Below are 19,933 nucleotides of genomic sequence, written 5' to 3'. Positions count from 1 at the left end.
AGGGCTTTTCTTTCGCTCACAGTGGTCAGACCAGTTTATTTTTCTTCTTACAAATATACCATAATTGTTATTGTTGTAAAGGGTAATTACTTTAAAACGACGTTATTCCGGCCAAGCAGCTTCATAAGTAAATTCAGGAAATCCTCTGTCGGAGAGACCAGGTCCTCTTCACCCAGGCGAATGGTTTTTCGGGAGGTTTCATAATACAAAACCACTTGAACACTGCCTTCATTTTTCTTAAATAATTCTTTGAGCAAACGAAGATTTTCCGTTGTCTCCCGATCCTCAGTAATCCTTAAATACAATACGGGATCTTTATTTTGCATTTTTTCAATGGCTTCCTTCACATCATCGAGGTGCTGTACAATCAGCTGCTTTTTTCCGTCCCGTTCCTCAAGCTTCCCCTCCGCTAAGACGATGTTTCCCTGAGAGCAGAGTAAGGAAAACCGGTTAAACACCTTTGGAAACACAACTGCCTCCATATCTCCCGTCTGATCGCTCAAGGAAAGAAATGCCATTGGTTCGCCTTTTTTCGTACGGATTTTTTTCACTTCGGATAAGTAAGCAACTGTTTTTGGCTTTTTATCCGTATTCTCGAGTTCAGTCAGCGGATAGGCTTCCAGCAGGGAAAAATAGGATTCGTAAATTGAAACTGGATGATCTGATAAATACAGGCCGAGCACATCTTTTTCAAATCTCAGCTTATCCTCTGAACGGATCGGATCTACTTCTGTATATTTAGGCTTAGGAAAAAATTCATCATCTTCAAAGAAATCAGCTTGATCATCTTCCGGCAAAACAAGCTGGGCATGCTCCGCAGCTACATCCAGGCTTGCCAGAAGCACAGCTCTATCTTCTCCAAATTCATCAAAGCTGCCTGAATGAACAAGCGATTCAAGGATCTTGCGATTTACCGCTTTTGTGGAAACCCTTATGCAAAAATCAAACAGATCTTCAAAGCGCTTGTTTTTTCTCGCCTGAAAAATATCTCTTAAAGCTGCAGCACCGATTCCTTTTATAGCAGCCAGGCTATATCTGATAGAATTTTTCTCTGCCAGAAAGGAGTAGCCACTTTTATTAATGGAAGGCGGGCTGAGCGTTAAGCCCATCTGCCTCAGTTCTCCGATATATTGGGCAATCCTGCCTTCATTTCCGATAGCTGAAGTCAGCAGGGAAGCCATAAAGTGAAGAGGATAATGAGTTTTTAAATAAGCCAGCTGATAGGCTATGAAGCTATATGCAACAGCATGACTCCGGTTGAATCCATAATTTGCGAACCGGACGATTAAGTCATATATATCATGAGCGGTTTGCTCATGATATCCTTTATTGACTGCTCCCCCAACAAAATGGACACGCTCACGGTCAAGCACTTCTTTTTGCTTCTTGCTGACCGCTCTCCGAAGCAAATCTGCTTCACCCAATGAAAATCCGGCCAGTTTTGCAGCGATTTGCATAATTTGTTCCTGATACACGATGACACCATACGTATTTTCAAGAATAGGCTTCAAGTCAGGATGAGGATATATGATTGGCTTCCTTCCGTGCTTCCTGTCAATAAAAAGAGGGATATTTTCCATTGGGCCTGGTCGATAAAGAGCATTGACAGCCACAATATCCTCAAACCGCGTTGGCTGAAGCCTTGTCAGGACACTGCGCATCCCATCAGATTCAAGCTGGAAAATACCTGTTGTATCTCCTCTTCCCAACAGACTGTATACATCCTCATCATCCAGGGGAATTTGTTTGATATCAATCTGTGTGCCTGTCTTTCTCTGTATAGAGCTTAAAATATTCTCAATTAATGTAAGGTTTCTAAGACCTAGAAAATCCATTTTTAAAAGGCCGACATCCTCGAGATGCTCCATAGAATATTGGGTCAAATAAACATTTTCATGCCCTTTTTGAATAGGAATGGCCTCCACAAGCGGATGCTCACTGATGACAACCCCGGCAGCATGGGTCGATGTATGCCTTGGGAGTCCTTCCAGTTTGACAGCTGTTTCAAATAGTCTTCGATTTAAATCGGATTCCTGGGTAAATCTTCTTAAAGGCTCAGATTCTTTATAGGCCTCTTTGAGGGTGATGCCCAATTTGGAAGGTATTCTTTTTGAAAGCATGTCAAGCTCTTTAGGATTAAGCCCAAATGCCCTGCCGACATCCCGGAGTGCCGCTTTGGCAGCAAGGGTCCCAAATGTAAGAATTTGTGCCACATGCCGTTCTCCATATTTTTGGGATACATACCGGATTACCTCATCCCTTTTGTGATCCGGGAAATCAATATCAATATCAGGCATGGAAATTCTTTCCGGATTAAGGAACCGCTCAAATAGGAGCTGATGCTCAATGGGATCCACATCTGTTATATAGAGGACATAAGCAACCATTGAACCGGCTGCAGATCCCCGCCCCGGACCAGTTAAAATGCCATTTTCCCTCGAGAACTTCATAAAATCCCAAACAATTAGAAAGTAATCACTGAATTTCATGTTTCTGATTATGTTCAGCTCATACCGCAACCGTTTCTTATGCCCATCATCGCCATCCGGATACCTGTCAGCAAAGCCCTGCCAGCATACTTCTTCCAATAGCTCATCCGCACTCATGCCTCCTGCAGCAGGGTATTTAGGAAGATTCTGTTTATCCAGCTCAAGCATTACATTGCATTGCTCAGCAATCATAATCGTATTCTCTAAAGCATCCGGATACCCTGATAACAGTTCTGCCATTTCCCCGGATGACTTTAAGTAATACTCATTGCTCTTCAGCCGTTCTCTTTCTTCATCCTGCAGCTTTTCTCCATTTTTTATGGCCAGCAGGCATTCATGGGCAAAAGCTTCCTCTTTTTTATGTAACAGACACCATTTGAAGCCGCCAGGCCAATCCCGGTTTCTTCTGAAAGCTTAACCAGAGAGCCATGGATTTTTTTTTCTTCATGCAGACCGTGATCCTGTAATGCTAAGAAGAAAGAATTTTGCTCGAAAATACTGCTGAAAAGGTCAGCTGTTCTTTTTGCCTGGCTGTATTCACCTGCCATAAGAGATTGTTCGATCTCCCCATCCATGCCTGGAGTTAAAGCAAACAATCCTCCGGCATAGTGTTTAAGCCATTTAACAGGAATGCCTTCAGGCGATTTTGTCTGGACCGTGCTCGTGATTTTTAATAGATTCTGAAACCCCTGCCGGTTTTTAGCCAGGAGGACCAATGGATAAGCTTCGTCTTCAGATATCTCGCTTAGTACATCCACAGAGAGTCCCAGGATCGGCTTTATGGACTGCTTAAGACACTCTTTATAAAAGGCGACTGCCCCGTACATGACATTTCGGTCGGTCAGAGCCAGGGCAGGAAAGCTATTTTCCCTGGCGCTCGCCACAAGCTGCTCTATTCTTGCCGTGCTCGACAGCAGGCTATATGCGCTATATACATGAAGGTGAATAAATGACATGTTTCTCACACCCTTAATTTCTGCTATTTTCATTATAGAACGCCCGTTTCCAAAAAGAAAATATGTTCTCTTTTTAACAGCACCTAAAAAACATATTTTATTAAGTTTGTCCATATGATGAAGTATCAAGATAATTCTGGCAGGACCACTCCTGCAGCGAGGATGGATGATATGAATACCCAGCCCTTTTTCTCCACTTTAATTGAGAGCTATTTCATTGCGTTCGGTGTTTTAATTGGAGGTTCAATCATTGGCGGCATGGCTGCTTTTCTGACAGGCAAGCCTCCTTTAAATCAAATCTTCCAGATTTCCAATATGATTCGCATTTGGGCCATCATTGCAGCGATAGGGGGGACCTTTGATACAGTTTACAGCTTTGAAAGAGGCGTTATGGACGGCCAGACTAAGGATGTCTTCAAACAATTAATGCTGATTCTGTCTGCTCTCGGCGGGGCCCAGACCGGCGCCATGCTCATTAACTGGCTGACTCAGGAGAACATTTCGGCATGAGGATACCGCCTTACTACCGATTGCCATCCTGGCAGCGTTTTTTTGCAGGAATGGCCCTGGGAGGCATCATCAGCTGGTTTATTTTTTTATTTATCTTTGGGCAATGGCAGGAGAGATACAGCAAAGAAATCAAGCTTCAGCAGGATGCTATTTATGAATTGGAAAAAGATAAAGAAATCTGGCAAGAGGAATTCAAAAAATTAAATAAAGAAAACCAGAAAAAACTGACTGTCCAGGATATTTCCATTAAAATTGTCAACGGCGAAAAATATAAACTGGATTCCTTCAGTGTTTTCCAGCTGGAAGATAAAATAAAAGAGGATATCAGCATGATGATTGCCAAAGACATGGATACTGTATATAAAAGCAGTGAACTGATCAAGAAAATCATAGAGAATAAGTCACACCGCGTAAACGAAAAAAGATACCGGGTGGAAGTTAAAGAATTGGTGATTTATACCACTATCTCAATTGAATTGAATATAATGCTGGATTAATGCCCGGCTTTTTTGCCGGGCATCATATGTCAGCTGTCTATGCAGACAGCCTCAAGGTCTCTTACAACGGATTCCATCTCATCCCATGAATATATGGAAGCACCGGCAGCAAGAGGATGACCTCCGCCTTTATACTTCCTTGCAATTTCATTAATGATTGGACCCTTAGAACGGAACCGTACACGGATTTGATCGCTTTCCTCGATAAAGAAAACCCATGCTTTTATCCCCTTCACATCGCCAAGAGTGCTTACGAGCAGGGATGCTTTGGAAGGTACCGCCTTAAATTCTTCGAGCAATTCCTTTTTCAGGACCATTACAGCAGCTCCACTGGATTTCATCTCAAAATTCTGCAGTACATATCCCTTCAGTTTAACAATATTCGCATCCAGCTCGTACATCTTATCAAACAGTTCCGGACGTGAAAAATTATAACGGATCAGTTCACCTGCAAAGGCAAAAGTCTTTTCTGTTGTGCTGGGATAAAGGAAACGGCCGGTGTCGCCGACTATTCCAGCAAATAAGAGCCTGGCCGCCTCATCAGACATTTTCAGTCCCTGTTCTTTGCCGAAAAGATAAAACTCATAAATCATTTCACTTGTAGAGCTTGCATCTGTATCCACCCACATTAAATCCCCATACGGATCCATATTAGGATGATGATCAATTTTAATCAGCTTGCTGCCCGTTCCATATCTATCATCACATATCCGCTCTGCATTTGCTGTATCACAGACAATGACCAGCGCACCTTTATATGTATCATCAGATATTTCATCAAGCCTTCTCATATAATGAAGTGTTTCTTCTTCCTGCCCGACAGTAAAGATCGCTTTTTCCGGAAATGAAGCCTTAAGGATTTCAGCAAGGCCCCCCTGTGAACCATACGCATCCGGGTCCGGACGGACATGCCTATGAATAATGATTGTTTCATATTTTATTATTTCATCTAATATCTTCTGTTTCATGGCGCGCTCCTTTTATTCTGAATACTATATTTTTACCATACCACCATGAAAAGAAAAAGAAAACACTGCACGCTTATGGCATTTTTTTATTAATGCAGGTAGAATAATAAGAGATTGTCGAAACTTGGAGGTTATGAAATGCCTATTTTTGTTATCCTGATTATACTCTCTTTTTCTTTCTATATTTTCTACAAAGTAAAGTTCTTCAGAAGCAGACAGCCGGCTGAAAGACAATGGATATCAGCCAAGTCCAGAATTGCCCTCGGGTCATTTGTTGCCATATTTGGCCTTAACCAGCTGTTTTTATACGACACAACAACTGCTCTCATTGTGGCAATTGTGTTTATACTAATTGGCGGATTAAGCATTTGGGGCGGCATAAAAGCATACAAATTTTATACGCCCCATGCTGTGAAAGAAGCTGAAGCAGCAAGGAAGAATTAAAGATACCCGGACTTCCGGAAGAAGCCATGCAAAAAAGCCGTTCAATTTGAGCGGCTTTTTGTTTATTTGTATGAAAGTTAAACTTTGAACGTGGATGACTGTCTAGCTCCAGCGCCTACCCCCTCGAGGTCACAAGCTTGTCTAGTTGCGGCTCCTAGGGACTCGGGGTCATAAGCCGTTTCCTTTCAGAAGGAAAAACGCCTTCTTACAGGAACCGTCTTATGCCTGTCGTCCCTGGGCAGTCGCCTCCACATTTCCTACAATCCTCCCAAAAAGGCAAAGGACGCCTTTCCGGGAGGCTCGTCTTGTGCTTGGGGCCCCCAGGATGGGGGTCATGCAGACGTTGCCACAGGACGTGGCGTTCTTAGTCTGCGTTCCTTCGTGGGCAAGGCACTTCCGCATTTCTTTTAATGCCTATCAATCAGCTGGCACATCATCATCGCCTTGCCAACAAGGACACCTTCGTTAAAAACTTCAACATCCACTTTACCGAACTTCCGCCCTACTTCCAGGACTTTAGGATTGATTTCAAGCATGCTTTCAATCTGCACAGGTTTTATAAAGTAGACAGTCATATTTTCAACTACGAGATCTCCCTTTTTATAGCTTCTTAACACTCTGTTCGCCGCTTCCGATACAATGGTTGTAAAGACTCCATAGGAAATCGTTCCAAGGTGGTTGGTCATCTGCGGAGTAACCTCGCAGCGGTAGACGTCATCCCCTTTTGTTTTCCCCCTTGTCATAACCAGCTGGCTGGTGACAATATCGTCAATTGTTTCCCCCACCTGCGGCTGCCTTTGTATCATCTGTAAAGCCTTCAGAACATCCTGGCGGCTTACAATGCCTTCGAGTTTATTCCCTTCATCCACCACTGGAAGCAATTCAATTCCTTCCCACACCATCATATGCGAGGAAGAAGCAACACTCGTCTTTCCTCCAACTGTCATTGGGTTTTTAGTCATGATTTTTTCGATTAGCGTTTCCTTGTCATGTCCCATGATATCCTTGGAAGTAACTACTCCCTGCACCTTGAGGTTATTGTCGACAACCGGGAATCGGCTGTGGCCGGTTTCGCGATTATATGTCATCCAATCTGCAATTGTATCGGTTGTTTTCAGGAAGATCGCCTCTTGCAGAGGAGTGAGGATATCTTCAACAAGTACAATCTCTTTTTTAATCAGCTGGTCATAAATAGCTCGATTGATCATAGTCGCCACTGTGAAGGTATCATAACTGCTTGAGATCACAGGCATCTGCAAATCGTCAGCCAGTTTTTTGACATGGTCTTCTGTATCAAATCCCCCGGTAATTAATACCGCAGCGCCAGCCTTCAAAGCTAATTCGTGTGCCTGTGTCCGGTTTCCGACGATCAGCAGATTTCCGGCATCTGTGTATCTCATCATCGCTTCAAGCTTCATCGCGCCAATAACAAATTTATTCAAAGTTTTATGAAGGCCTGCTCTTCCACCGAGCACCTGGCCGTCAACGATATTAACAACTTCTGCAAAAGTAAGCTTCTCAATATTCTCTTTCTTTTTCCGCTCGATTCTTATGGTCCCAACACGTTCTATTGTACTGACATATCCCTTATTTTCAGCATCCTTAATCGCTCTGTATGCCGTACCTTCACTCACAGCGAGCGCCTTGGCGATCTGTCTGACCGATATCTTTTCTCCAATTGGCAGTTCATCAATATATTGTAATATTTGCTCATGCTTAGTAGCCAAGACTTTCACCCTCTACAAATTATTCCTTATTTTCATTATAAGGGTAAAGAGGCCTTGATACAATTGACTCCGGCAATCTTCATTACCTGCCTAAGGAGTGCGCCCGCTTCCTGTCTGCCAATTTGCGCACCTGCTTTCCCGAAACAGCCGCTTTTTTCGGTGCATAGAGCAATGCAGTCAGGTTTCCGGCAATGACAAAAAGCGCAAGGGCCAGCCAGCTGATGGCAAAGATCCCTTCCGTCCCTCCATTAAATACACCCATTTTTGGAGCTGCATAATAAAGCATCAAGCCGCAAAGCAGCAAGCATAGCAAATATCGGTTTTTGTTCAATTTCGCTTCCTCCTTTATCCTGTCCTCCCTAAAATGTATGCGGACAGGCCGGGATTTAGTTATAAAAAAACAAACGCAGCCTCCATCAGAAGCTGCGTTTTCATATTACAATTCGATTGATTCCCCTGCTTCGAGAACCTGCCCGACTCCACCTTCGAGCATGCTGATGAATTTATGTGGATCCTGCCTGATTGGCGGAAATGTGTTGAAGTGAATGGGAACAACCTTTTTGGCACCTAAAAGTTCTGCTGCGTATGCTGCATCATCCGGCCCCATTGTAAAATTGTCTCCAATCGGCAGAAATGCCAAATCGATCGGATGGCGGTCGCCAATTAGCTTCATATCAGAGAAAAGTCCAGTATCTCCTGCATGATAAATGGTTTTTCCTTCTATTGTGATGAGCACACCTGCAGGCATTCCCAGGTAGATGATTTCCTGGTTTTCCGTCTCGAGGCCTGTTCCATGAAATGCAGGTGTCAGCTTCACTCTTCCAAAGTCAAAATTATATCCGCCGCCGATCGACATTCCATGCGTTCTTACTCCCTGCCACTCAAGATAGGTGGCAAGCTCAAAGTTGGCAATGACAAGAGAATCATTGCGCTTTGCCAGCTCAATCGTGTCCCCGAGATGGTCACCATGTCCATGGGTGACAATGATGACGTCCGGCTTCTGATCCTCAGCTTTTAAGTCTGTCAAACTATTTCCGGTAATAAAGGGGTCTATTAAAATGGTTTTTCCCTGTGATTCGATTTTTACTACTGAATGGCCATGAAATGATACTTTCAATTGGATGCTCCTCTCCTATTTTAAGTTATGTAAGTTACTTCAACGAAAAACAAGTTATTCCTGCTTTCTTTTAATATATACCTGAATTGGAAATCTTTAAAAAGTTTACAATATCTATGGTTAAAGGTATATTTCTGAAGTTAGATAACTGTCTAGCTCCAGCGCCTACCCCCTCGAGGTCACAAGCTTGTCTTGTTTCGGCTCCTAGGGACTCGGGGTCATAAGCCGTTTCCTTTCAGAAGGAAAAACGCCTTCTTACAGGAACCGTCTTATGCCTGTCGTCCCTGAGCAGTCGCCTCCACATTTCGGGCAATCCTCCCAAAAAGGCAAAGAACGCCTTTCCGGGAGGCTCGTCTTGTGCTTGTCGGGGGTGACCAAGGCGCTTGCGCTTTTCGATTTTAGTTGCTACTCTCAAAGTATGAATATATAAGGAGGTTCACTATGAATAACAGATTGCAGAAACTGTCACAGTGGATGAAGGAAAATGATATACAAGTCACTTTTGTCACATCACCGGATAATGTATTTTATTTAAGCGGCTTTTTAAGCGACCCTCATGAGCGCTTGCTTGGACTGGCTGTTTTCCAGGAAGAGGAGCCATTCCTCGTATGTCCGGCTATGGAAAAAGAAGATGCCAAGAATGCCGGCTGGAGCCATGAAATTATTGGGTACAGCGATATTCAAAATCCTTGGGAATTTATCCAGACATCCATACATAAAAGAATTGGAAAAATAAATAAAACAGCAATTGAAAAAGAGCATATGAATGTGGAGCGCTATGAATCAATCTCCGGCCTGTTCAGCGGTGCTTCATTCGTTTCGGCTGAAGCAAAGCTGCGTCAGCTTCGTATGGTTAAGGATGAAAAAGAATTGGAAATCATCCGCGAAGCATGTGCACTGGCTGATTTTGCGATTGAAACAGGCTGTGCAGAGATTCAGGAAGGAAAAACGGAACTGGATGTTCTGGCTGCAGTAGAATATGCGTTAAAGAAAAAAGGCGTTAATGAAATGTCTTTTTCTACCATGGTTCTGACCGGGGCTAACGGAGCTTCACCTCATGGCACACCAGGAATGACGAAGATTCAAAAAGGGGATTTAGTCCTGTTTGACCTCGGAGTTGTCTGGAATGGCTATTGCTCAGATATTACAAGAACTGTAGCTTACGGTGATATCAATGATAAACAGAAAGAAATTTATGATACAGTCTTAAAAGCTCAGCTTGCAGCGGTGGAAGCGAGCAAGCCGGGAGTCACTTGCGCAGATATTGACCTGACAGCAAGAAATCTGATAGCAGAAGCCGGATACGGCGACTATTTCCCTCATCGATTAGGCCATGGGCTGGGTGTGAGCGTGCATGAGTACCCTTCATTAACAGAAACAAACCCGCTTTTGCTTGAAGAAGGTATGGTCTTCACCATCGAACCGGGTATCTATGTTCCAGGTGTGGCCGGAGTGAGGATTGAAGATGACCTTGCTGTAACAGCAGACGGGGTAGAAATTTTGACCAAATTCCCGAAAGAACTTCAAATTATAAAATAGAGAGTCGAACAATTCAGGCAGAAAATCCGGGGCTAGCAAGCTCCGGATTTTTTATATAATTTCTGAATTAGATCAGTATCCCAGACAAGCGGGGCCTTAAGCTTTTCCTATTGCTGCTCCAATTGTGTTCTCGCATCTGAATAGTCAAGGCTATGGGCCTCAGCTACAGCCTTGTATGTCACGTAGCCATTTAATGTATTGATTCCCTTTAATAAAGCTTCATTATCCAGGCAAGCCTGTTTATAGCCTTTATTTGCTATTTGAACTGCATAAGGTACCGTCACGTTTGTCAGTGCCATAGTTGATGTTCTCGGAACTGCCCCCGGCATATTAGCTACCGCATAATGAACGACACCATGTTTTTCATATGTTGGATGGTCATGGGTAGTAATTCGATCAGTTGTTTCAAAAATCCCTCCCTGATCAATGGCAATATCCACGATAACAGAACCCGGGCTCATCGTTTTGATCATTTCCTCTGTCACAAGCTTAGGAGCTTTAGCACCCGGAATCAGTACTGCTCCAATAACGAGGTCTGACTCCTTAACAGCTTCAGCGATATTATAAGGATTTGAGATTAAAGTTGTTACTTCTCTTCCAAAGATATCATCAAGCTGCCGAAGGCGATCTGGATTCAAATCGATCATAGTCACCTTGGCACCAAGACCAATTGCCATTTTTGCCGCATTAGTCCCAGCTACACCGCCGCCGATTATTGTAACTTTCCCACGCTGTACACCCGGGACACCCGATAGGAGGATTCCTTTCCCGCCATGTATTTTTTCAAGGAACTGTGCGCCTACCTGAGCTGCCATCCTTCCCGCTACTTCACTCATTGGAGTCAATAGAGGCAAAGTCCGGTTGGGAAGCTGGACTGTTTCATAGGCTATGCCTGCAACCTTTTTATTTATTAAAGCATTAGTCAAATCAGGTTCAGCAGCCAAATGCAAATATGTAAAGAGAATTAACCCTTCCCGAAAATACACATATTCGCTCTGTATCGGCTCCTTTACCTTCATGACCATTTCCATGGCCCATGCCTCTTCTGCTGTCTGAACAATATGTGCGCCTGCACTCATATAGTCGCTGTCAGAAAAGCCCGATCCGATCCCGGCACCCGTTTCCATATAGACTTCATGGCCAAATTGGATAAGGTTCATAATACCGGCAGGAGTCATGGCAACCCTGTTTTCATTGTTTTTTACTTCCTTGGGAACTCCGATGCGCATTCTGCACACCTCCGTATTTTTAGTGATACCGCTATTAACTTTATATGGCTATTTTAGGGAAAAGTATACAATTCCTTTGCCTATTTTTCTCCTCCCAAACAATCATATAAAAAGCCCTCATGTATTTATGAGAGCTCGCTTTTCTTATTGCAGATTGCCTTCATTCCGTTCGTGAGCTTCCATGTCAAACTCGGCATTTGGCTGATCAATAACACCGCTGTTATACGCATTCATGATCTGTGCGCTAACCTCATTTGCACCCTGCTCATCAAAAAAATATCCGGATTCTGCTTTTGGCTCTCTCTTTTCCATCTTCATCTGCTCCTTTTCATAAAATTTTTATCAGCCTTACTATTGTTCGATTTTCTGTTACAGATATTCAGTTTTTATAGATGTATAATATAGGTAAAGGAGGAGATTCAAATGGGCATGAAGTATAAAAATATTTTAGTCGCTGTAGATGGTTCAACTGAAGCAGAATGGGCTTTTAAAAAGGCAATTGAAATTGCCAAGCGCAATAACGCTTCTCTGGTATTGGCACATATCATTGATACCCGCACGTTTGCCACTGTTGAAGCCTATGACCGCACGATTGCCGAAAGAGCTGACCGTTTCGCAACAGAATTAATGGAAAAATACAAAAGAACGGCTATGGATGCAGGCATCGAGAATGTAACATATGAAGTTGACTATGGTTCTCCTAAAGTGAAGGTTCCAAAGGATATTGCCAGAAAGCACAATGTTGACCTGATCATTTGCGGGGCAACAGGCATGAACGCGGTTGAACGTTTCATCATCGGCAGTGTATCTGAACATATTACCCGCTATGCCCGCTGTGATGTCCTCGTAGTCAGAACGGATAAAGAAGAAGAATAGAAAAAATGGCGCTGCATGCTGCAGCGCCATTTTTTTCATTATTTATTGGCAAACTCTTTACTGCTGACGTATTCCTTCGCTTTTTCAATCGCGAGGCTTACTTGTTTGAATCCTGTTCCGCCTGCACTATTTCTTCTTTTGACAGCTGTATATGGATCCAGTACTTCATAAATATCTTCTTCGAACAATGTATGAGCGTCCTTGAAATCATTTAGCGGTAAATCTCCAAGGAAGCATCCCTTTTGAACACAAACAAGGACCAGTTTCCCGACAATCTCATGTGCTTCTCTGAATGGAATGCCTTTATCAGAGAGATAATCCGCCAGTTCAGTAGCATTGGAAAAATCATTTTTAGTCGCTTTTTCCATCTGCCCGGTTTTAACCTTCATAGTGCGGATCATCCCCGCAAAGATTTTAAGTGAACCTGTGACTGTCTTTACAGTATCAAACATCCCTTCCTTATCTTCCTGCATATCTTTGTTATAGGCAAGGGGAAGTCCTTTCAATACCGTCAAGAGACCCATGAGGTTTCCGTAGACACGTCCCGTTTTACCGCGTATGAGCTCCGCCATGTCGGGGTTCTTCTTCTGCGGCATGATGCTTGAGCCTGTTGCAAAGCTGTCATCGAGTTCAATGAATTGAAATTCCTGGCTTGACCAAAGGATGAATTCTTCACTTAAACGTGACAGATGCATCATCAGGATGGAGCTTGAAGACAGGAACTCCAATATAAAGTCTCTGTCGCTGACAGCATCCAGGCTGTTCTCATAAATGCCTTCAAATCCGAGAAGCTCAGCCGTATACTCACGGTCAATCGGGAAAGTTGTGCCAGCCAGCGCCCCAGCCCCAAGAGGTGATACGTTAATTCTCTTTAGACTTTCAGTAAAGCGCTCTTTGTCTCTCTCAAGCATCCAGAAATATGCCATCAGATGGTGGCCGAAAGAGATCGGCTGTGCACGCTGCAGATGCGTATAGCCCGGCATGATGGTTTCCACATTATTTTCAGCCTGGATGATTAACTCCTCCTGCATTTCCTGAATCAATAAAACAATCTGCTCCACCTGCTTGCGCAGATATAAATGCATGTCTGTTGCCACCTGGTCATTTCTGCTTCTTGCTGTATGAAGTTTGCCGCCGACAGGTCCCGTCAGTTCAGTCAAATGGCTCTCGAGATTTAAATGAATATCTTCAAGCTTTACTGAGTAATCCAGCTCATCCTTTTCAGCTTTTTCTTTTAGCTGCTGAAGGCCTGTTTTGATTTTTTCTGCTTCTTTCTCAGTAATAATTCCTGTTTTAGAAAGCATGGAAACGTGGGCCATGCTTCCTTGGATATCTTCCATAACCAATTCCTGGTCAAACGAAATCGATGCTCCGAATTCATCTACCCATTCTTCAGCAGATTTTGTAAATCTGCCTCCCCATAGCTTTTTCACACTGTCACCTTCTTGCTGTTTTGAACAATGCTCTGCACTTTTGTCGGCAGCCCCCATAGCTTAATAAAGCCAACAGCCGCATTATGGTCAAATTCATCATCTGAAGTATAGGTTGCTAACTTTTCGTCGTATAGGGAAAAAGGAGATTTTCTTCCTTCAACAATTGCATGGCCTTTAAAGAGCTTTACTCTGACTGTTCCTGTTACAAATGTTTGTGTTTCTTTCAGGAAAGCCGTTAACGCATTGTTAAGCTGGGAGAACCACAATCCTTCATATATAAGCTCAGCCACTTTTTTCTCAATAACCGGTTTAAAGTGGGCCATTTCTTTTACCATCGTTAAGTCCTCAAGCTCTTTATGTGCTTTAAGAAGCGTCATCGCTCCCGGACACTCGTAAACTTCACGTGATTTGATGCCGACAAGGCGATTTTCCACATGGTCGATGCGCCCCACCCCATGCTTGCCTGCAATCTCATTCAGTTCGGCAATAAGCTCGGAAAGTTTCATACTATTGCCATTCAAGCTGACTGGCACACCCTTTTCAAAACCGATTTCAACCGTATCAGATGTATCAGGAGCTTTTTCAAGAGACACGGTAAGATCGTATGCATCTTCCGGAGGAGCAGCCCATGGATCTTCCAGAACTCCGCACTCATTGCTTCTGCCCCATAAGTTTTGATCAATGCTGTATGGAGAATCCAGGTTAATTGGGATAGGTATATTGTTTTGTTTTGCATATTCAATTTCTTCCTCACGTGACCAGCTCCATTCACGAACCGGAGCTAAAACCTGAAGATCAGGATTTAAAGCCTGAATTGCCACTTCAAAACGAACCTGGTCATTTCCTTTGCCGGTACATCCATGCGCTACTGCTACTGCACCTTCTTTTTCTGCTACTTCAACAAGCTTTTTGGCGATCAGTGGGCGTGAAAGTGCAGAAATCAATGGATACTTGTTTTCATATAAAGCATGTGCCTGAAGCGCAATTAATGCATATTCATTAGCAAATTCCTCTTTTGCATCAATCACATAGGATTGGACTGCTCCAACAGTTAAAGCTTTTTTCTGGATAAAGTTCAGATCTTTTCCTTCTCCAACGTCAAGGCAGCATGCAACAACAGCATAACCTTGATCCTGCAGCCATTTAACCGCAACTGATGTATCCAGACCGCCTGAGTATGCAAGAACAACTTTATTTTGTGACATTTATTTTTCCTCCTTAGATTATACGTATAAATATACAATTTAATTATATTTTTATTCATTTATTATTCTCTTACTTTAACAACCTTTTATTTAAAAATCAATACTTATTCTTAAAAATGTATAAAAATAAATACAGTTATTCCAATAAAAAAAGGCAAAAGCCCTGTATTCAGCTTTTGCCTGCAGTATAGGTTAATGTTTTAATGCTTCATAAACCGCTGTAATTACACTTCCATATTGACTAATACTGTATGTGTCACCTTGAAACTTGTGCGGATCTTTTAATGGATCGATGACAGGAGAATGTTTTTTATTTGTCAGGAGAGCGATTGCTAAATTATTTTCTCTGTCTATCACCGTTACTGTTCCTGTCCAGCCGGTATGCCCAAATACTTCTTTCCCGGCATGCTCGCTGAACATCCACTCCATACTTGAATCTCCGTTCAAACGCCACCCTAACCCATATGTAGGATTCATATCATAAGGTTTTACAAATTTATCAATTGTTTGTTTATCAAATAACTTTATATTTCCATAGCCCCCATCATTAAGCATCACCTGCATCAGTACAGCAAGATCTGAAGTCGTGGAAAAGAGACCTGCATGCCCGGATATTCCATCCATTGAATAAAAGGACTTCTCATCGTGAACCTCTCCCTGGAGAGTATAGGTGCGTATATTAGGAAATGAAATGACGCCATCCCTGGTGTTGCCGTGCAGTTCAGTTGCAGCGAAATCCTTTTCTTTGAATCCCTTGCGGAGAGGATTAAATAAAGTATGCTTTAACCCTAAAGGTTTATAGATATGATTCTCAGTATAACGGTCCAGCCTCTCTCCAGTAATTTTTTCAATAATAAATCCAAGCAGCATATAGTCAATATCACTGTAAACCTGTTTGGTGCCAGGTTCATACTGAAGGGGAGTTTTTAAAATCATGGAAAGTGTTTTATTGCGTTCCTGTGAATACAACTCTCCCGCCCTTTCAGGATTATGATAATGGACGCTTGAAGGAAACCCGGCTGTATGATGAAGCAAGTCGATGATCCGGAGTTCACCTTTCCCTTTTATCTCATCGTCCGCTGAATCTTTAAATTCAGGAAAATAATGCTGAATTTTTTCTTCAAGATTGATCTTTCCTTCACTCACAAGATGCTGCAGTGAAAAATTAACGGCATACATTTTCGTATTTGATGCTAAATCAAACATGGTTTTTGTTTTCATTTTCTGCGGCTGATTTAAAGGATCAGATTCATCAAAGACTTTGGCTGAACCATATGCAGAGTTTTTAACAATCTTGCCATCTTTAATAACGACTAAAGCAGCTCCTGGAAAACCATTTTCGATTTCCTCCTCGATAAGCTTATCAACCTCTTTGAGCTTTTTGGAAGAAAAGCCTGCATCCTCGGGGCGCTTTGCTTTTGACAAGGTTGGATATTCTAAAGCTTTTTTATGTTTAGATACTTGCTCTACTGGTCTGCTTCCTGTTCTGTCCAATTCTTCTCCCAGGGCTGCAGCGGGGTAAGGCAAAACCAAACCCAGCATTAGGCATAAAACTGTTAATTGCGCTAAAAATCTTTTCATATTCTCCTCCTCTTATTTATTTTAATATTCTTAATAGTCAATATGTTATTTGATATCCATTTAAGCTGTAAACCAATACCTTAGCCTTTCTATTAAATCAGTTCTTGTGAACCACGTTCATTTATTTTCATATTAGTTCCATAGTATTATCTGCAGAAAACGATTGAATACTAAAACATCCATGCACCGAAAACATCTTTATAGTAAAATAAAAACAAGATTATTGTATGGGGGATTCATAATGGAGGAGCATTTTTCGCATAATGGCCGTCTTGGCATTCCTATACCCGCCTTTGATCGGGATTGGGATGAATATTCACCAAAAACACAGCAGATGATCCTGTTTCAATGGGAAAAAATAAGAGGCAGGATTCCTGACCGCATTGCAGAGCTTGAAGCGGATATTAACAGGAAACAGGCTGAGCTTTCGGATGAAGGCAATTTCGAAAGATCATGCAGACTCAACAGTGAAATTTCAGAGCTCGCATCCGTCATTAATGATTTGTGGCTATGGTATCGAACGAATCAGGATATTACAGGAAAGATGCATTCATAAGAAAAACCTTTCCGCAGCGGAAAGGTTTTTGGCCCTTTATAAATCTTTTCTTAGTTCCCTGATGATATGCCCGAGTTCAGGCAAAACCAGTTTATTCATCGCAAGGCGGACTGCCCCGGATGATCCCGGTGTTGAGAAAACTGCTTTATTTCGTACGGTGCCTGCAGCAGCCCGTGAAAGAATGGCCGCAGACCCGATATCTTCAGTGTAGCTCAGCATCCTGAACAATTCACCGAATCCGTCGATTTCTTTATCAAATAATTCTCTAACCGTCTCGATCGTTACGTCCCGGAGAGCAATACCTGTGCCCCCATTTGTTAGAATAGCGTCAATGCCAGGATTTTCGCAGCCTTTTAATACGGCCTCACGAATTAGAGTTCCTTCATCCTTGACGATTTCATAGTCGGCAATAATATGTCCCGCCTCTTCGAGCAGCTGAATCATCAGCTTTCCGCTTTTATCCGTTTCTTCATCTCTCGTATCACTTACGGTAATCACTTTACATCTGACTTTTTTAGGCGCTTCCTTTTTATGCTCAAATGTACTCATATTGGCACCACCTTTGCTTGAAAATCATAGTTAACCTGAGTTTACTGCTGATCATTCTTTCTTTGCAGATATCTCATCTGATAATATTTATGGGCAAATTCTGTTACTTTTCTTGTCAGCTGGTAGTTGGTCCCTGCTCCAATGGCCATGCTGATAAAGGGAATTCCCTGAATTGATTTTCTCCGGAAAAAGTAAATAGCCATTCCTTTAAGAAGCTGCTTCATTGGCTGCTCAATCCAGCTGATATCAGTCAACTCTTCTTTTCCTTCATAAAAATAAAATTCCTCCTGGTTCTTCAGCTCGTTCATTAATTCTTCCCATGCACTGCTCTGCATCCTGGGCGGCAATGTGGCAGCGTGAAAAACCTTAAGAGAACTCATCATTTCGAATGGAGTATTGACTTCAAAGCCATAGGTCATGGCAATCAGCTGTACGGCACGCAGATTAATAACCGCCATAGCGGGAATATCAGCACCCAGCATGAGTGAGCTGCCCGAACCCGCAATACCGCCCTGTGCAAACGAATAAAGACGATGACGGGCAATCTGCTGTTGAGCTATGTATTGAAGCTGGTCGATATTCAATTGCTTCAGATCTTCAATCGTCTCTATATCAGAATGAAAAACACGGCCTGCCGTCAATATACGCTCTTTCGCATCCATTTGAAGCTGTGAACCCTGAATAAGCGCATGCAGATGAAACAGCCAGCTATCCATTGCTGAAAAAAATTGCTGCTGAACTTCTTCAGGCAATAGTGAAAAAGACCTTTCCAATGATTTATCATAAACCATCTCCAAGTCATTGGGCTCATAATTCAGCAGCTTGTTCTCCCACTCCTGAATTCCGGCCAAAACACTTCCTTCCCGTTCGTTCAATGGCATCGCAATTCCTCCCAAAACATTTTTCTTGGACTCAGTATAGCATAAGTTGGATGGGAAATTCTCCTTCCGGCTGATGGGCAATAATCAAATAAAAAAAGACAAGAGCGCTAAGCCCTTGCCTTGTTATCAATACTATTTTGCCAATCTCACAACATCACGCGCGATCATAACTTCCTCATTTGTCGGGATAATCATGACTTTAACTGGTGAATGAGGGTAGTTGATGAATGCTTCTTCACCGCGCACTTTGTTTAATGCAGGATCCCAGTATACGCCCATGAATTCCAGTCCCTGAAGAACACGTTCACGGATGACATCACTGTTTTCACCGATTCCGGCTGTAAAAATGATAGCATCTACGCCATACATGCGGGATGCATAGGATCCGATATATTTATGGATTCTATTTGCAAATACTTCAAGAGCCAATTCTGCTCTTTCATTTCCTTCAACAGCTTGAATTTCAATGTCGCGAAGATCGCTCGAGAAGCCGGAAACACCTAGCATACCGCTCTTTTTATTAAGGACATCAAGAACTTCATCTGCGTTCAAGCCTGTCTTTTCCATAATGAATGGAATAAGAGCAGGGTCCAGATTTCCTGATCGCGTACCCATTGTAACACCCGCTAATGGAGTGAATCCCATTGAAGTATCGATTGACTTTCCACCTTCAATAGCTGTAATGCTTGCTCCATTTCCTAAGTGACAGGAGATGAGGCGAAGCTGATCAAGCGGACGTCCAAGCATTTCTGCTGCACGCTCAGAAACATACTTATGGGAAGTTCCATGGAAGCCATACTTGCGAATGCCATATTTCTCATAATACTCATATGGCAAACTATATAGGAAAGAGCTTTCAGGCATCGTCTGATGGAACGCAGTATCGAATACTGCCACTGCAGGGACATTTGGAAGAACCTGCTGGAACGCCTTGATTCCTGTAATATTAGCCGGGTTGTGAAGAGGTGCAAGCTCAGATAGTTCATCAATTTTTGCAAGCACTTCGTCCGTAATAACAACTGAATCATTGAAAGCTTCACCGCCGTGAACAACACGATGTCCAATGCCTTCGATTTCATCAAGAGATTTAATGATCCCCAGAGTTGTTAATTTATCCAGAAGGATTTTAACTGCTATTGCATGATCTGGAATATCTGTTACTTCCTTGATTTTTTCGCCATTTACCGAAATATTGAAGACTGCGTTATCCAGCCCAATACGCTCGATTAAGCCTTTTGTAATAACTTCTTCACTCGGCATGTCAAATAATTGAAACTTTAATGATGAACTGCCGGCGTTAATTGCAATGATTTTTGCCATAAAGCTACCGCTCCTTTAGAATGTTCAAAGGGACTGATCTGTCACTTTAAACCAAT

Annotated in this window: 20 protein-coding genes; 6 read left to right on the top strand and 14 right to left on the bottom strand. The window is 42.6% G+C overall.

What is annotated here, in order from left to right; genetic code table 11:
- Positions 1 to 86: 86 nt before the first annotated feature.
- Positions 87 to 2,810, bottom strand: coding sequence for a DNA polymerase III subunit alpha (gene dnaE, locus LLY41_RS05260; protein WP_370460322.1), 2,724 nt, complete (start codon positions 2,808 to 2,810; stop codon positions 87 to 89).
- Positions 2,807 to 3,445: a PHP domain-containing protein gene (locus LLY41_RS22410; RefSeq protein ID WP_370460237.1), complete on the bottom strand. Its 639-nt coding sequence runs from the start codon at positions 3,443 to 3,445 to the stop codon at positions 2,807 to 2,809. The genes dnaE and LLY41_RS22410 overlap by 4 nt, the downstream gene beginning before the upstream one ends.
- Positions 3,446 to 3,559: 114 nt before the next feature.
- Here LLY41_RS22410 and LLY41_RS05255 point away from each other — a divergent pair, with 114 nt between their 5' ends.
- Both LLY41_RS05255 and ytrI read left to right on the top strand, forming a co-directional pair.
- Positions 3,560 to 3,955: a sporulation membrane protein YtrH gene (locus tag LLY41_RS05255; RefSeq protein ID WP_353615972.1), complete on the top strand. Its 396-nt coding sequence runs from the start codon at positions 3,560 to 3,562 to the stop codon at positions 3,953 to 3,955.
- Entirely contained in the window at positions 3,952 to 4,452 is a 501-nt protein-coding gene (ytrI, locus tag LLY41_RS05250) for a sporulation membrane protein YtrI (RefSeq protein WP_095244889.1), read from the top strand. Before LLY41_RS05255 ends, ytrI begins: the two co-directional genes overlap by 4 nt.
- A 29-nt stretch (positions 4,453 to 4,481) precedes the next feature.
- On the opposite strand, the gene LLY41_RS05245 is transcribed toward ytrI, so the two are convergent.
- Positions 4,482 to 5,420 carry a DHH family phosphoesterase gene (locus tag LLY41_RS05245; RefSeq protein WP_304587100.1) on the bottom strand — a complete coding sequence of 313 codons (939 nt, stop codon included), beginning with the start codon at positions 5,418 to 5,420 and terminating at the stop codon, positions 4,482 to 4,484.
- A gap of 138 nt (positions 5,421 to 5,558) precedes the next feature.
- Between LLY41_RS05245 and LLY41_RS05240 the strand changes: the two genes are divergently transcribed.
- Complete coding sequence (locus LLY41_RS05240) at positions 5,559 to 5,864, top strand: YtpI family protein (RefSeq protein ID WP_035330304.1); 306 nt, start codon at positions 5,559 to 5,561, stop codon at positions 5,862 to 5,864.
- 407 nt (positions 5,865 to 6,271) lie between these two features.
- Here the strand turns inward: LLY41_RS05240 and LLY41_RS05235 are convergent, their stop codons facing one another.
- The 3 genes from LLY41_RS05235 to LLY41_RS05225 form a co-directional block, all read right to left on the bottom strand.
- Positions 6,272 to 7,591, bottom strand: coding sequence for a CBS domain-containing protein (locus LLY41_RS05235; protein ID WP_095244887.1), 1,320 nt, complete (start codon positions 7,589 to 7,591; stop codon positions 6,272 to 6,274).
- Between the two features lie 82 nt (positions 7,592 to 7,673).
- A complete protein-coding gene (locus tag LLY41_RS05230; RefSeq protein ID WP_095244886.1) occupies positions 7,674 to 7,922 on the bottom strand; it encodes a hypothetical protein in 249 nt (82 codons plus the stop codon).
- A gap of 105 nt (positions 7,923 to 8,027) precedes the next feature.
- On the bottom strand, positions 8,028 to 8,708 hold the full coding sequence (locus LLY41_RS05225) for a metal-dependent hydrolase (RefSeq protein WP_095244885.1): 681 nt from the start codon (positions 8,706 to 8,708) through the stop codon (positions 8,028 to 8,030).
- A 441-nt stretch (positions 8,709 to 9,149) separates the two neighbouring features.
- On the opposite strand from LLY41_RS05225, the gene LLY41_RS05220 reads away from it, so the two are divergent.
- Positions 9,150 to 10,247, top strand: coding sequence for a M24 family metallopeptidase (locus tag LLY41_RS05220; protein WP_304587099.1), 1,098 nt, complete (start codon positions 9,150 to 9,152; stop codon positions 10,245 to 10,247).
- 107 nt (positions 10,248 to 10,354) lie between these two features.
- Here the strand turns inward: LLY41_RS05220 and ald are convergent, their stop codons facing one another.
- Together ald and LLY41_RS05210 are read right to left on the bottom strand one after the other, a co-directional pair.
- A complete protein-coding gene (gene ald / locus LLY41_RS05215) occupies positions 10,355 to 11,476 on the bottom strand; it encodes an alanine dehydrogenase (RefSeq protein WP_095244883.1) in 1,122 nt (373 codons plus the stop codon).
- 144 nt (positions 11,477 to 11,620) lie between these two features.
- Positions 11,621 to 11,788, bottom strand: a complete 168-nt coding sequence (locus LLY41_RS05210) for a hypothetical protein (protein ID WP_169799749.1) — start codon at positions 11,786 to 11,788, stop codon at positions 11,621 to 11,623.
- A gap of 111 nt (positions 11,789 to 11,899) precedes the next feature.
- Between LLY41_RS05210 and LLY41_RS05205 the strand changes: the two genes are divergently transcribed.
- On the top strand, positions 11,900 to 12,352 hold the full coding sequence (locus tag LLY41_RS05205) for a universal stress protein (RefSeq protein ID WP_048008351.1): 453 nt from the start codon (positions 11,900 to 11,902) through the stop codon (positions 12,350 to 12,352).
- 38 nt (positions 12,353 to 12,390) lie between these two features.
- Here the strand turns inward: LLY41_RS05205 and argH are convergent, their stop codons facing one another.
- The 3 genes from argH to pbp4b form a co-directional block, all read right to left on the bottom strand.
- A complete protein-coding gene (gene argH, locus LLY41_RS05200; RefSeq protein ID WP_304587098.1) occupies positions 12,391 to 13,785 on the bottom strand; it encodes an argininosuccinate lyase in 1,395 nt (464 codons plus the stop codon).
- Positions 13,782 to 14,990, bottom strand: a complete 1,209-nt coding sequence (locus tag LLY41_RS05195; protein ID WP_304587097.1) for an argininosuccinate synthase — start codon at positions 14,988 to 14,990, stop codon at positions 13,782 to 13,784. Before LLY41_RS05195 ends, argH begins: the two co-directional genes overlap by 4 nt.
- A gap of 192 nt (positions 14,991 to 15,182) precedes the next feature.
- Positions 15,183 to 16,571, bottom strand: coding sequence for a penicillin binding protein PBP4B (gene pbp4b / locus LLY41_RS05190; protein ID WP_304587096.1), 1,389 nt, complete (start codon positions 16,569 to 16,571; stop codon positions 15,183 to 15,185).
- A 241-nt stretch (positions 16,572 to 16,812) separates the two neighbouring features.
- Here pbp4b and LLY41_RS05185 point away from each other — a divergent pair, with 241 nt between their 5' ends.
- Positions 16,813 to 17,127: a hypothetical protein gene (locus LLY41_RS05185; protein ID WP_095244878.1), complete on the top strand. Its 315-nt coding sequence runs from the start codon at positions 16,813 to 16,815 to the stop codon at positions 17,125 to 17,127.
- 36 nt (positions 17,128 to 17,163) lie between these two features.
- Here LLY41_RS05185 and LLY41_RS05180 read toward each other — a convergent pair whose 3' ends face one another.
- The 3 genes from LLY41_RS05180 to LLY41_RS05170 all read right to left on the bottom strand — a co-directional run bounded on the left by LLY41_RS05180 (position 17,164) and on the right by LLY41_RS05170 (position 19,877).
- Positions 17,164 to 17,676 (bottom strand): MogA/MoaB family molybdenum cofactor biosynthesis protein, encoded by a 513-nt coding sequence (locus LLY41_RS05180; RefSeq protein WP_304587095.1) that lies wholly within the window; start codon positions 17,674 to 17,676, stop codon positions 17,164 to 17,166.
- A gap of 41 nt (positions 17,677 to 17,717) precedes the next feature.
- Positions 17,718 to 18,557 (bottom strand): EcsC family protein, encoded by an 840-nt coding sequence (locus LLY41_RS05175; RefSeq protein ID WP_304587094.1) that lies wholly within the window; start codon positions 18,555 to 18,557, stop codon positions 17,718 to 17,720.
- Positions 18,558 to 18,689: 132 nt separating this feature from the next.
- Positions 18,690 to 19,877, bottom strand: coding sequence for an acetate kinase (locus tag LLY41_RS05170; protein WP_095244875.1), 1,188 nt, complete (start codon positions 19,875 to 19,877; stop codon positions 18,690 to 18,692).
- Between the last annotated feature and the right edge of the window lie 56 nt (positions 19,878 to 19,933).

Origin of the sequence: Cytobacillus firmus (assembly GCF_023612095.1) — a bacterium.
Taxonomy (GTDB): domain Bacteria; phylum Bacillota; class Bacilli; order Bacillales; family Cytobacillaceae; genus Cytobacillus.
The sequence above is the reverse complement of the archived record's forward strand: the minus strand, read 5'-3'. Positions and strand labels throughout refer to the sequence as shown.

Coding starts and splice junctions, on each gene's coding strand:
- LLY41_RS05245 (WP_304587100.1), bottom strand. CDS start 5,420: ATGAAACAGAAGATATTAGATGAAATAATAAAATATGAAACAATCATT.
- LLY41_RS22410 (WP_370460237.1), bottom strand. CDS start 3,445: ATGTCATTTATTCACCTTCATGTATATAGCGCATATAGCCTGCTGTCG.
- LLY41_RS05195 (WP_304587097.1), bottom strand. CDS start 14,990: ATGTCACAAAATAAAGTTGTTCTTGCATACTCAGGCGGTCTGGATACA.
- ytrI (WP_095244889.1), top strand. CDS start 3,952: ATGAGGATACCGCCTTACTACCGATTGCCATCCTGGCAGCGTTTTTTT.
- pbp4b (WP_304587096.1), bottom strand. CDS start 16,571: ATGAAAAGATTTTTAGCGCAATTAACAGTTTTATGCCTAATGCTGGGT.
- LLY41_RS05180 (WP_304587095.1), bottom strand. CDS start 17,676: ATGAGTACATTTGAGCATAAAAAGGAAGCGCCTAAAAAAGTCAGATGT.
- LLY41_RS05170 (WP_095244875.1), bottom strand. CDS start 19,877: ATGGCAAAAATCATTGCAATTAACGCCGGCAGTTCATCATTAAAGTTT.
- ald (WP_095244883.1), bottom strand. CDS start 11,476: ATGCGCATCGGAGTTCCCAAGGAAGTAAAAAACAATGAAAACAGGGTT.
- LLY41_RS05175 (WP_304587094.1), bottom strand. CDS start 18,557: ATGCCATTGAACGAACGGGAAGGAAGTGTTTTGGCCGGAATTCAGGAG.
- LLY41_RS05205 (WP_048008351.1), top strand. CDS start 11,900: ATGGGCATGAAGTATAAAAATATTTTAGTCGCTGTAGATGGTTCAACT.
- LLY41_RS05240 (WP_035330304.1), top strand. CDS start 5,559: ATGCCTATTTTTGTTATCCTGATTATACTCTCTTTTTCTTTCTATATT.
- LLY41_RS05220 (WP_304587099.1), top strand. CDS start 9,150: ATGAATAACAGATTGCAGAAACTGTCACAGTGGATGAAGGAAAATGAT.
- LLY41_RS05255 (WP_353615972.1), top strand. CDS start 3,560: ATGATGAAGTATCAAGATAATTCTGGCAGGACCACTCCTGCAGCGAGG.
- LLY41_RS05210 (WP_169799749.1), bottom strand. CDS start 11,788: ATGGAAAAGAGAGAGCCAAAAGCAGAATCCGGATATTTTTTTGATGAG.
- LLY41_RS05185 (WP_095244878.1), top strand. CDS start 16,813: ATGGAGGAGCATTTTTCGCATAATGGCCGTCTTGGCATTCCTATACCC.